Source organism: Caulobacter sp. GW821-FHT09B08, from assembly GCF_059418225.1.
The window spans coordinates 23,512-35,978 of the sequence record NZ_JBWKPL010000005.1; the positions used below are offsets into that span (position 1 = coordinate 23,512).

Annotated in this window: 9 protein-coding genes; 2 read left to right on the forward strand and 7 right to left on the reverse strand. The window is 66.0% G+C overall.

Annotated features, from left to right (window positions below; all coding sequences use genetic code 11):
• Positions 1-3 precede the first annotated feature (3 nt).
• The 6 genes from AC07OA_RS15325 to AC07OA_RS15350 all read right to left on the reverse strand — a co-directional run bounded on the left by AC07OA_RS15325 (position 4) and on the right by AC07OA_RS15350 (position 9,623).
• A complete protein-coding gene (locus tag AC07OA_RS15325; RefSeq protein WP_494664682.1) occupies positions 4-2,325 on the reverse strand; it encodes a KAP family P-loop NTPase fold protein in 2,322 nt (773 codons plus the stop codon).
• A gap of 138 nt (positions 2,326-2,463) precedes the next feature.
• Complete coding sequence (locus AC07OA_RS15330) at positions 2,464-6,762, reverse strand: hypothetical protein (RefSeq protein ID WP_494664683.1); 4,299 nt, start codon at positions 6,760-6,762, stop codon at positions 2,464-2,466.
• Positions 6,763-7,085: 323 nt separating this feature from the next.
• Positions 7,086-7,403 carry a hypothetical protein gene (locus AC07OA_RS15335; protein WP_494664684.1) on the reverse strand — a complete coding sequence of 106 codons (318 nt, stop codon included), beginning with the start codon at positions 7,401-7,403 and terminating at the stop codon, positions 7,086-7,088.
• A 14-nt stretch (positions 7,404-7,417) separates the two neighbouring features.
• Positions 7,418-8,404 carry a saccharopine dehydrogenase family protein gene (locus AC07OA_RS15340; protein ID WP_494664685.1) on the reverse strand — a complete coding sequence of 329 codons (987 nt, stop codon included), beginning with the start codon at positions 8,402-8,404 and terminating at the stop codon, positions 7,418-7,420.
• A gap of 43 nt (positions 8,405-8,447) precedes the next feature.
• Positions 8,448-8,852, reverse strand: coding sequence for a VOC family protein (locus AC07OA_RS15345; RefSeq protein WP_494664686.1), 405 nt, complete (start codon positions 8,850-8,852; stop codon positions 8,448-8,450).
• A 27-nt stretch (positions 8,853-8,879) separates the two neighbouring features.
• A complete protein-coding gene (locus AC07OA_RS15350; RefSeq protein ID WP_494664687.1) occupies positions 8,880-9,623 on the reverse strand; it encodes an SDR family NAD(P)-dependent oxidoreductase in 744 nt (247 codons plus the stop codon).
• Positions 9,624-9,757: 134 nt separating this feature from the next.
• Here AC07OA_RS15350 and AC07OA_RS15355 point away from each other — a divergent pair, with 134 nt between their 5' ends.
• Positions 9,758-10,645, forward strand: coding sequence for an AraC family transcriptional regulator (locus AC07OA_RS15355; RefSeq protein WP_494664688.1), 888 nt, complete (start codon positions 9,758-9,760; stop codon positions 10,643-10,645).
• Here AC07OA_RS15355 and AC07OA_RS15360 read toward each other — a convergent pair.
• Complete coding sequence (locus AC07OA_RS15360; protein ID WP_494664689.1) at positions 10,642-11,517, reverse strand: AraC family transcriptional regulator; 876 nt, start codon at positions 11,515-11,517, stop codon at positions 10,642-10,644. The genes AC07OA_RS15355 and AC07OA_RS15360 overlap by 4 nt on opposite strands.
• A 155-nt stretch (positions 11,518-11,672) precedes the next feature.
• Here AC07OA_RS15360 and AC07OA_RS15365 point away from each other — a divergent pair, with 155 nt between their 5' ends.
• On the forward strand, positions 11,673-12,425 hold the full coding sequence (locus AC07OA_RS15365; protein ID WP_494664690.1) for an SDR family NAD(P)-dependent oxidoreductase: 753 nt from the start codon (positions 11,673-11,675) through the stop codon (positions 12,423-12,425).
• Positions 12,426-12,467 lie beyond the last annotated feature (42 nt).

The window sequence follows — 12,467 nt, forward strand, 5'->3', positions numbered from 1 at the left end:
TACCTATGGAGCGTCGGCGTTCCGCATCGCCACGATCCGGGCCTCGTCCGCCTTGAAGGTCATCAGCGGCAGTCGCTGGGAAACCCAGGCGGGTTCTGGAAACACCTCCTTGTCGAACCCTGCCCGCATGAGGTTGCGGCGATACATCAAGGCCTTCATCCAGACCATCGACTGCACCGGCTGATCCAAGGCCGCCGTCCAGATGCGCCCCAAAGCTTGCGCTGAGGCCTTCATTGCCTCGTATGCGTCGCTCATGCTTCCTGGGCCGGTGCGCGCCATGCCAGCGAGGTCTTCTAGGACGACAAAGAGATTTTGCTGGACCACGGAGTCGGTGGCGGCCAGAGCCAGAACGGCGTCCATGCCGCCTGGGGCGCCGGGAGCCCAGGCCGGCGAACGGGGATCGAACACCAACTGGGAAATCTTGGCCTCTTGGCCACGTCGGTAGTCGTCGAACGCGCCCGGCTTCTGAAAGACTGCCAGGATGTCTTGGGCGGGGCTGGTGTCAAGCTCGGCGAGTAGGTCGACCAGCCGTTTGGCGGGAGCGCGAATACTCGATGCGTCCTGGGTCTGGTCTGCCAAGAATGCGGCCATCGCCGCGTGCTCCGCAGGGAAACGAGCATAGAGTCGACGCATCAAGGCCAACTCGCGGTCGCGCGCGGCTTGGTCGCGGGGGTCCTGCTCCAGCGAGCTGTGTCGGGCTATGATCAACGCCAGTTGGCCAAAGGCTCTGCGCGCCTGCTCAGAGCCACCTTTGAGATCGGCGGCGTCCTGCAGGAGCGCGTCAATGAAGGCCAATTCCTTAGCTGCTCCGGCCAGCATCCGTTCCTGGTCCGGCGCTGTGAAGGTCATGCCTGCGCCTTTGAGGCTGGTCTCGTACTGACTGAAGGCGGCACGCAAAGTGATGGTCATCACCGACAACCGCGTGGCGCCGTCGCGCACCAAGGCGGCCAAGGCCGAACCCAAGGTTGCCTGGTCGGCGCTCCAGGCGGCGAGAACCTGATCATACTCCAGCCAGGTCACGCTCTCGGAGGTCGACAGGAGGTCCAGTGAGTAGCGCAGCTTCTCGACGGTGCTGGCCTTGACCCGTTCGCGCCAAGCCTTGCAGAGCCGTTCGACCCAGTCCTTGGACTTGGGCAAGGCGTCGATCAGCGAGCGTTCTTTGGCCTCGATCTCCGCCTTGCCGTGATCGGCGGAATTAGCGAAGGCCCAACCGGGGATCTCCTCCGTCCCAAACAGCAGGGTTAGGAAGTTCTCATAGAACGTCTCAGACTCCGCCCGTAGCAGCAGGGCGAAGATCAGCCCCATCCAGTCGATCTCGTCGCTCCGGTGACGCAGTGCCTCGCGCTGGAAAGCGCGCAGATTGCGCGCCACGGACTTGATGCGGCGGGGATTGGCGGGAAGGTATTCGGAGACCTCGGCGATCTTGTCCCGCGGCACGAAGGGACAGGCCGCCTTTAGCTCCGCCTCGAACAGGTTCCATCGCGCGACGCTGAGTGGCGGGCTCAGGCGGACTCGAAAGTCGAGAATCTTGTCAATGAAGGCCGCGCCGTCGCCCCATGCGGGGCTGTAGGCGGCCAGGGCCGCGGCCACGACCTGCTCGTCGAACGGCAGCAAGAAGGAGAAGCGCGGCAGGTCGAGAAGGTCGCGCAACGCCAGCAAGGATCTGGGCAGCACGGCCGGATCGGTGCGATCCAAGTCGTCGATGATGACGATCACCCGCCGGTCGCCCAACGTCTTGGCGATGGCCGTCAGATCCTTCTGGCTGATGCGGAGTAGGTCAAAGCTGTTGGCCGCGCCTTCGATTGCCCCAAACAAAGCCTTGGCCTTGCTGTCGATCCCAGAAAGGGCCTGAAGCGGCGAGGTGAACTTCTGGACGGCGCGCGCGGCCTTGATCTTGCCAGCCAGCTCAAGGGTGACGCCGCGTTTGCGGCAGGCTCCTTCCAGGGCCTCGGCGAAACTCAGCCACAGTTCACCCATGCTGGTCGAGGTCCATGGGCGCAGCTGGCAGATGATGTGGCCGTCTTGGTCGGCCTGCCTGATCACCCACTCGGCGATAGTGCTCTTGCCGCTCCCCCATTCGCCCAAAAGGCCGACCCGAACCGACCAGGTTGGTGGAAGCTCAGTGAGCAGGCTGTAGGTCTGGGCCGCCAGCTGAGCTCGATCCAACAGATCGATCTGAGCCAGGGCGTCAAAGCCCGTGGTCTCGCGGGGCGCGGCGGGAGCGGCGGGCTTTGACATTATGCGGGCCTTGCGGAAAACAGGCGTCAGCTTAACCGTCGACGTAGCCCAGGCAACGCGCGTGTAGCGCTTGAGCCTGTTGGCCATGGGGAACGATCCGGAACGTCTGGTTCTTGAAGGCGAGCCTGTTGGCGCTGCGGCGATCCTCAACGTCCCGGCGATCTTTGCAGTTAGTTCCGAAGCCTGTCAGGCCACGTTGGCAGTTACGTGGGGGGGCAACCGCGGTTAGCGATCCTTCTTCGGCGACCAAGCGTCCAGAAGGAGGCCGTGTCGGGCGACCTCCAGGAACGGTTCGACGGAGAGGGGGTCGTGGCGGCGCGAAACGACCTTGTCCGTGTTGGCCGTCAAGCTGATCGCTAGCAACCGGCGTTGCTCGCCGGGGTCAACAGAGACGACAAGGCGGCGATTGACGGCCTCCAGGAAGCCGATGCGATCGGACCGTTCCAAGGCCGAGCGGGCCGCCTGGGCCAATTTGCCATGGCTGGTCCTAGCGACCACGCGCTGCAGTTCGATGTCGAGTGCCGGCAACGATAGCCAGCCGGATAGTTCCGCCGCCATGATGGCCTCATCGCCGGCCACGCCAGACAGACGTTCGGCCAGACGAGCGATCAGGGCGGTCGGGTTGGGATGGGCGCGCAGCGCCCGGCCGATATCGTCGCGGAGCTTCTGCGCGTCGATGGCGACCAAATGCTCCAACATGATCGCGAACGCCCGATCAGCGTCCGCCTGCACCGCTGCGGTGATCATGCCCTCCATGGTCCGACCGCCTCGCCGCAATCCCTCCTCGAACGCCTCGAAAGCGATCTCGCGATGGATTTGCCAGAGTTGACGAAGTCCGCTTCTCGGTGTGCCCAGATACACCGCCTCCAGCTCGTATGCCGATCGAACAGCATGGGCTTGGGCGAGCGGATGGGCCATCACGCACGGTGCCTCGAGCTCCATCAACACGTGACGCAGGAAACCGTTTTCAGCTTGGTCGAACAGCGCCATCAATTCAGCGGCCGTTTCCTTCATCTCCAGGAGGAAGCCGAGGCTCTGGCTGTCATAGCCATCGGCGCCTTTGAAGATGCCTGGAACCAGAGCGTGCTTGACGCGCGCGGCCAACGCTGTGTCATCCAGCTCACACGCCACCCAGGCGGCCTGGGCCCGCGCGTCGCTCTCGCCCAGCGCCAGCAGCTTGTCGGCGATCGCCGCGCGGTCGCGCCGAGGATGGGCAAAACGCGAACCGATCAAGGCCGCATGGATCAGGTCGTCCTTGCGGGTGAGATCCAGAGCCCCGTAGGCCCGCTCGGCAAGCGTCGCACTGTTGGTCAACAACGCGGTGTTCGCCGCCATCACCGCCGCCGGCTCGCCTTGTCCCAGGCGCGCGGACGCCAGGTCGTTGGCGGACGCAGGATCGATGGCCGCCAGCACGGCTAACGGATCGGGTGACGCGGAAGACTCGCCGCTCTCAATCGTGCGCTCCGCGAGCGCGATCAGCGCCGGCAAAAATACATGCTCGTCGCCGACGAGAGCATGCGCGAGCCCCTTCCTGACCACACGAGGGTCGGGGTCGAGCAGTTGAACGGCCGCCACGCGCGACAATACCGACCAACCCAATCGGGGCAGCAGACGAGCGGCGTGTGAAGCCGTGTCCGCGTCCTTCGACGCCTCACCATCCAGCAGGTACTGCTCGAGCCTTGCCCCAAACGCCCCCGCCCCGTGGACTTCCAGTCGCTGCAAAACCTCCCTGTTCGGCGCGTCCGCCAGCAAAGACAGCCGTTTGGACGCATCGCCAAATTCGTCAATGCTATTTACGATGGTCTCGATCAGGTCGCCGCCAATACGGCTCGACCAAGAGCGAACGGACCGCGCGACCGCTTCGGGGGCAAGCAAACCCTGATCGAGCAACTGGACGATCCTAGATTCGGCCGGCTGTAGCCCGGACCTCACACCGTCCAGGTAAGAAATCGCTTGTCCAAGGACCGGCACATCCAGGGTCAGGAACAGGATGACCGCGTCCTGGGGGCGTATCTCGGCCAGTCGCCCAAAGCTTGCCAACCCCAACGCAGCATCAGCTGCAACGACAGCTTCGCTGTCGCCGCCAGCCAAGCCCGCATACTGGCGATCCAGCGCCAATCGGTCTTCATCCGCGACCCGCGCTCGCAAACTGAGCCATGCCTTCCGGGCGACAGTCGGCGGCAGTTCGGCGGCGATCCAGGCCGCGGCCGCAGCCTGACGCGGATCTTCCAAGTCTGAAATCGTCTGCGCAAAACCGTCCGGCCAGGCCTTCGCCACCGCCGCGAGCGCCGCGCAGGTCGCCTCGCGTTGGCGATACCAGGTATTGAAATCGCCACCATCCGACCGCGCGAATAGCGAGCCAGCCCTCTCAAGCAAGGTCGGCAGGTGGACCGGATCAGGCAGCTGGGCGATGGCTGCCAGGGCGACAGAACGGCGCCAGACATCCTGGGCGCCCAGCAGGGCGGCGATGCGGGCTTGATCGGTCGCACTCAAACTAGGTCTCGCGACCTCCGCGACCGCTTTGCCCAGCGGGGTTGCAAAGAGACCGTTGTCGCCGCCTTCGGCAATCGCCAGGAGCAGGGGTAGGGCGCGTGGCCCAAGGGTCGCCCACATCGGCCAACCGATCTTGCGATCGCCATGTCCGCTCAGCGCCTTGGCGGCACCGACGAGGCCAGGCGAGAGCACGTTCGCGGCGTCTAGAAGCCGCCAGAAAACGTCCATCGCCACATAGCCCAGGGCGTGACCGGGCAGGATCGCGTTGTCGTTCGCCAAGCAGAGCTGGAGAACGTGCGTCAGCGGGCCGTCAGCCAACTTGCCGTCGTGACGACGTCGCGCGATCGCTTCAGCCAAACCCCAGGCCAAGAAACGGTCGTGGTCTAATCGCAGGGTGTCGGAGCCCGCCCAACGAAGAAGGCCGCGCTCTTCAAGCAGTTGGATGTGCTCTTCCGTCCAGGTCGGTTGCGCGTCAAGCGCCCAGGGATAGGCGGCAGGCCGGGCGGCGAGGAGGTCATCGACAAGGAGATCAAGCTTGGCGCCGAGCACCGAACGGGCGTGACGCCAAGTCCCCAGATGTCCGCCCCGTCGCGACGGCGCGCGCCAGGCCTGGTCGAACAGCTCGTATTCTGTGTGGGGCGCAAACACCGCATCATCGCGCGATAGTTCTGCATAGAGCCTAGCCAGGACAGGTCGTTCCAGCAGAGCGCGGATATCGCTGGGCAAGGTGGTCCAGGCCCGAAGGCGGTGGCGAAAGAGCGCCCGAACCTCGAAGGGCGTGAAGTTGGGGGTCTCGACGACCGTGGCGTTGGGCAGGTCGACAGCCGACGGATCGGACGCCGGAAAAGCCGCCAGCAAGCGAACGCCCTGTTTGCGCCACCAACCGTCATCGATGATCTGGCGAGCCTCCTGGAAAGACCCGAACCGGTCAAGACATACGGTGACCCGGATTGGACCAGTGAGCGCTCGCAACCGATCGATCAGCGGCCCCAAGGCGTCCGAGTTGGTCTTTCGCGCGCCGATGTTTCGAGCCTTCTGCAAGGCATCGGTGATCCGTTCACGGATCATGCCGGGTGCATGGGGGCCTTCCAACCAGATCACGCGGTCGCCCTGATCGTGAGCCGCACGGGCGGCGCGCGCCATGATCCAGGTCTTGCCCACCCCGCTAGGGCCGCAGAACACGGTCGGGGTTTCCCCTGGCGCATAGGGCGCCGACTCGCGACAGTCCTTCTCGGCCTCGTAGCCGGCCAAATCCAGTTGGCGCTCCAGCGCCTGGGACAAATTGCGGGTCCAGGCGGCCAGGCCGCCCAACGTCAGGGGAGACAGGCCTGCGCCCTCCAGAAGCTGGACGACCTCAATGTGATGGTTGCCGCGGCTGGCCCGAAGCGCCAGATCCCCGATCAGTTTCAAGAGCAGGTCGGGCGCTTCGGCTGGATCAAGAGCAGCCTCCGCCAGTCGCGCCAGCACCCGATCCTGCATCTGATCGTCGGTGAGCGGCGGGTCGATGACGAACCGTCGCAACAGATCGGCGAAGCGTTCTCGCGCCTGCGCATCGGCTTTGAAGATTTTGCTCTGCTGCTTGCTGACGGTGGCGCCAGCACGCTGGAAAAACGTCGGCGCGTCGCAGGGCTTGCTCTTGCGTAGACGAAACTGCAGGCCAGCGCGCTTTGCCTGGCGCAAGGCCTCGTCGGTCGGATGCTTTTTGAGCAGTTCGATCAATGCTGGCAGACCGCCCAGCCGGCCCACCGGCAGGTCGCTTTGCAGGACAAGCTCCTGTTCCGCTGCGCCGGGCGTCACCGCCAGAAGAAGATCGGGCAAAACCTTGTCGACGATCGCCGTGAGGGCCAGCGGTCGCGCGGAGGATTTGAACTGAATGGTCCGCGATCGCGATGCCGTCGCATGGACGACGTCACCGCCCCGGGGCGGCTCGAGCCTTATCGAAGCCAGGGTCACTTGATCGACGCCCGGCTGGATCATCAACCCGGTCGCCCAATCGGCCGAACTGAAGAACTGATAGAGAAAGCCCCGCAAGGCGGCCGGGCCGCCGGGAGGAGATTTTCGTCTTTGAGCTCGGATGGGTTGTTTTAAAGCCACGCTCAGCCCTAACGGCAAGCCACGCCAAGTTCAATCGCGCATCGAATGGAAAAATCCGCTGATGAATGACCCCTCGCGCCGTATTTCAGCGTCCGGCTACGAGAAGGCCAAACATTCTACCTGTCGCCGCTCGACAGTGCGCTAATTGAGCGACTCCGAGCGCTCCAATAGCCGGGCTCTATCAGCGCACGTTAACGTCCGGAGATAGGAGCGCTTCTAACTTCCGCTCATGGCGCGACGCCGCCGGCAACCTTGCCCAGCTATCTCTTCGTTGCTGAAGGCAAAAGTCGGTGATGAACGGTCGACACCGTCCACGACACCGTGGACTGGTCGATGGCGGCATGGACCGGAGAGGCCGCCAGCTCGTCCATCAGCCGGGCCGCGGCGGTCTCGCCGTCCCGGACGCTGACCCAGATCAGCAGGTCGATCACCACGCCGTCGTCACGTTGGGCGATACGTCGTGAGATGAAGCCTGGCTGCCTGAGCAGCCAGGCGTCGACATCGGCGTTGGCGGCGACGAAGTCGTCGATGGTCAGGCCGGGCGTGAGTTTGAAGGTCGTGACCTCAATGGCGTCCATGGCGTCTGCTCCAACTACAGATCGATGATCTGGGTGCCAGGGATCGACGTGGCGAAGTCGGGTCCAAACACGGTCGCCGGCGTCTGGAAGCCGGGGTGGTGCTCGCCCGCGAGGACGCGGCGTGCGGCTTCGGCGGCGGCGAGCGGCGTGTAGGAATAGCCGTTGACGGTCTCGATCATGGCGCTAGCCAGCGACCCGTCTGCGCCCAGGACCTCGACGACGACCTTGGCTCGGTTCTCGTCCCGCTCCTGTACGGTCGGGCCATCGGGCAGGGTTGAGAGATCGCCCTGCGGGAACGCCGCGCCGGTGACGTGGACGAACATCTCAATGTTGGGCACGCCGGTCGAGCGCCAAGCCGTCACCAGGTCGCCGAACGACAGCGGAAAGCACTCGACATAGCCTTCGCCGAAATTGAATTCCGCGCTCGCGGCGTCCGGCTTGGCGACGATCTTGCCATCCTGGCGCACCAGCAGGCCCACCGCGATGATCTCGCCGGCGCTGATGGCCGAGCCGCGCGACATCGAGCCGGCCACCTGCAGGGCGATGCGCAGGCGCTGGGGATCGGCGACCTGGGCGACGGTGCGGACGGCCAGGGCGTCGCTGGGCACCACGTCCCAGCCGACACCCGGCAGCAGCATCACGCCGGCCTTGGCGGCGGCGTCCGACAAGGACTCGGCCAGGGCGTAGACGTTGAACTCGGCGGTGATGTCCAGGTAGTGCGCGCCAGTGGCCAGGCAGGCTTCGATGATCGGCTTGGCGGTCGCCGCGAACGGGCCCGCGCAGTTGAGCACCGCGGCGCAGTCGCCGAGCGCGGCGTGCAGGGCGGGCATGTCATCGACGGCGAAGGCGCGATACGGCGCGTCGAGCTTGAGGGCCAGTTTAGCGAGTTTGTTCGCGTCGCGGCCGGCCAGCACGATGTCGAGGCCAGCGTCCTTGGCCGCCCGCGCCACCATCTGGCCGGTATAGCCCGTCGCGCCATAGATCAGCAGTCGCCCGTTCATGGGATGTCCTTGCAAAGTCGATTGTGGGGAGAAGAGGCGAGGCTTAGCGCGCCGGGTGCTGCCAGCTCTTGTAGACGGCCTCGAGGGTGTAGCCGTCCGGATCGGTGACGCCGGCGGCGTAGTAGCGCGGGTCGTAATAGAACCGCGCGCCGGGCGGGCCGTTGTCGCCGGCCCCAGCGGCGATGGCCGCCGCGTAGAAGGCGTCGACCTCCGCCTGGTCATCGGCGACGAAGCCGACATGGGCGGCGCGGGCGTCGGCCCGGCCGGCCCGCAGCCAGAAGAACACCCGGCCGCCGCGCCCGAAGCCCTTGAGATCGGGGTGGCCCTCGGGGCCGTCCTTGCCGTCATAGTCGACGGCGTGAGCGATCCCGAGCGGGGCCAAGGCCTGCTCATAGAAGGCGATCGAGCGTTCGATGTCGCTGACGGTGATGAAGACGTGGTCGAGCATGGTGTTCTCCTGAAGCGGGGCGCGCGGCTAGATGAGGTAACCGCCGGCGACCTCGATCGACTGGGCGTTGACCCAGGCGGTGTCGTCCGACAGCAGGCTCGCGATCACCTTGCCAACATCGTCCGGATCGCCCACCCGGCCCAGCGCCGTCTGGGCGGCCAGCATGTCGGCGAATTCGTCGGGCAGGCCGCCGCCCAGATCGGTTCGGATGGCGCCGGGCGAGACCGAATTGGCGCGGATGCCCCGGCCGCCGAATTCCTTGGCCATGTAGCGGGTCAGTACTTCCAGCCCGCCCTTGAAGGCGGCGTAGGGCGCGACGCCGGCCGTGGCGACGCGGGTGGTGGCGCTGGTCAGATTCACGATCGCGCCGCCGTCGGCCATCAGGGGCAGCAACGCCTGGGTCAGGAAGAACGGTCCCTTCAGATGCACGCCCAGCAGGCCGTCGAACTGCGCCTCGGTCACCGTCTCGATCGGATTGAACAGGCCATAGCCGGCGTTGTTGACCAGGTAGTCGAAGGTCGACCGGCCGAAGACGGCCTGCAGGCGATCGGCGACCAGGTCGCGGAACGCGGGGAAGGTCGAGACCTGGCCGACATCCAGCTTGGCGGCCAGGGCCTTGCCGCCGGCCTGCTCGATCCTGGCGACCACGGCGTTCGCGCCCTCGGGATGGCTGTTGTAGGTGACGATGACGCCCAGGCCGCGCTGGGCGCATTGCAGGGCGGCGCTGGCGCCCAGGCCCCGGCTGCCGCCGGTGATGATGACGATCTTCATGCTGTTCTCCGCCGTGTTGACGAGAACAGACCTACGGATTTCGATCGGGCCGGGCTGCGGGTGATCCTGGCTTAATCCTGCCTGATCCTGCTTTGGCATTGCCCCGCGCGCTGGATCGGCTCAGTAGTCCCTGCATGGAAACCGCGCTTGAAGAGCTGCGCCGCCTGGCGTCCCACGCCGAAAACCGCCGCACCGAGACCGGAATCCCGCGCGTGGCCATAGTTCAGGGCGAGATCCCCGAGCACCAGCTGGCGGCGCTCTACGATCCGATGATCAACCTGATCCTGCAGGGCTCCAAGTCGATGACCATCGGCGACCAGACCCTGCACTACGATCCGGCCAGCTATTTCGTGATGTCGGTTGACCTGCCGGCCGTCGGCTCGGTCCATCCGGCCACGACGGGCGAGCCGTACCTGGCCATCAGCCTGACGCTCGATCCGCAGGTGATCGCCGGGGTTCTCGAGCAGGCGCCCGCCTCGGCGGGACGCGCGGTGGGGCAGGGGTTTTCGGTGGCCACGGTCACGCCCGAGCTGCTCGACGCCTGGGTGCGGATGCTGCGCCTCATCGAGCGGCCAGACGACATCCCCGTCCTGGCCCCGGCCTATGAGCGCGAGATCCTCTATCGGGTGCTGCAGGGACCGCACGGCTGGCTGCTGCGCGACATCGCCACGCCGGACACGGCCCTGTCGCGGATCCACGCGGCCATCACCTGGATCCGCGAGAACTTCGCCAAGCCGCTGCGGGTGGAGACCCTGGCGGCGATGGTGGCGATGAGCGCTTCGGCGTTTCACCGCCACTTCAAGGCCGTCACCAACATGAGCCCGCTGCAGTACCAGAAGACCATTCGCCTGATGCACGCGCGCCAGCGGATGATCACCCAGGCCCTAACGGTAGGGTCGGCCGCGCTCGAAGTCGGCTACGAGAGCGCCACCCAGTTCAGCCGCGAATACGGCCGGCTGTTTGGTCAGCCGCCAGGCCGGGACGTCAGCCGGGCTCTGAGCCAGCTTCGCGCCGGCGCCTAGGCGACCGCTGAAGGCGACCGGAACCGCGCCATGTCACGCATCGGCGGCAGACCGAACAGGCGCGCGTACTCCCGACTGAACTGGGACGGGCTCTCATAACCGACGGAATAGGCGATCGTCGACGCGTCGCGCGGCTCGAACAGCAGCATCCGTCGGGCCTTCAGCAGCCGAAGCCGCTTCTGGTACTGGATCGGCGTCATCGCCGTCAGGGCCTTGAAGTGGCGATAGAAGGCCGCCTGGCTCATGCCCGTCATCGCCGCCAGCGGCCCGACGCGAATGGGCTTGGCATAGTGGAGGCCAAGCCACTCGAGCGCACGACGGACCTGGGAGAGCCGGCTGTCGGGCCGCGCGATCTGTCGAAGGACGTCACCTTGTGGGCCTTGCAGCACGCGGAACAGGATCTCTCGTTCGATCATCGGCGCCAGCATGGCTGCTTCGCCGGGGCGATCGGCCAGCCGCATCAGTCGAAGCCAGGCGTCGATCAGTTCTGGCGTAGCGGCGGTGATCTGGAAGTCCAGGCCGCCACCCGGCAGGGCGGTGTCGCCCAGGCCGTCCAGCACATCGGCGATGACCGTCGGCTCCAGCGCCAGGCTGAGCGCCAGATAAGGACTGCCGGGGCGCTCGGCGGCGATCTGGCCCAGGGCGGGAACCTCGACCGGCACGATGAAATAGCTCGCCGGCGCGAAGTTCAGCACCTGCTCGCCGATCGACAGGCTCTTGCTCCCCTGCAGCACCAGATGCAGCATCGGCCCATACACTTGGTCGGAGCAGGCTTCGGCCCGGACCATCGCCACGCGCGGCAACTCGGTCTTCGTCCACCGGTCGCCGGCGCGCATGGCGATGGCGCGCAACTCATCCAGGGCCTTGATCATGTCTCAGGATATGGCCTCGCGCGTGAGCGCGGCAAGCCGGTGAGAAGAATAGGCAATCATCAGCGAGGATCAGGCGCGCGGGGACTGCCTGAAGCCCTCACATCCTCAGCATCGGCGCGGCCACGGTCGCCAGCCATCGCCATGAGGAAGACCTGATGAAACTGTATGGAAAAGTCGCCGTCGTGACCGGCGCCTCGAGCGGCATAGGGGCCGGCATCGCCAAGGGTCTTGGGGCCGAAGGCGCGAGCGTCGTGGTCAACTATTCCAAGAACCAGGCCGGCGCGGAGGCCGTGGTCGCCGCGATCCTGGCGGCGGGCTGGACGGCCATGGCCGTGCAGGCCGACATGAGCAAGGCCGCCGACGTCGCGCGCCTGTTCGACACGGTGAAGGCCGAGCACGGTCGGCTGGACGTGTTGGTCAACAATGCCGGCTTCGCCATCTTCGAGATGGTCGCCGACATGACCGAAGAGGCCTTTCACAAGCAGTTCAACGTCAATGTACTGGGCTACTTCCTGGCCATCCGCGAGGCTGTGAAGCACTTCGACGCGGCTGGCGGCAGCATCATCAACATCAGCTCGATCCTCAGCACCGACCCCTACCTAGCCTCCAGCGTCTATGCGGCGACAAAGGGCGGGGTCGACACCCTGACCTTCGCCCTGGCCCGTGAACTCGGACCGCGCGGCATCCGCGTCAATGCGGTCTTGCCGGGCCACACCAACACGCCGGCCACCGACGGCAATTTCGCCGGCGAGTTGGGTGAGAAGCTGCTGGCCGGCACGCCGCTCGGCCGGTTCGGCGAGCCCGAGGACATCGCCCCGGTCGCCGTCTTCCTGGCGTCCGAGGACGCCCACTGGGTGACGGGGGAATCGCTTCGAGCCGCTGGCGGCGTGCGCGGCGTCGGCTACTGAGGCAAGGCCGCTGGCGTCCCCTTGGGCAGCCGGCGGCCAGCC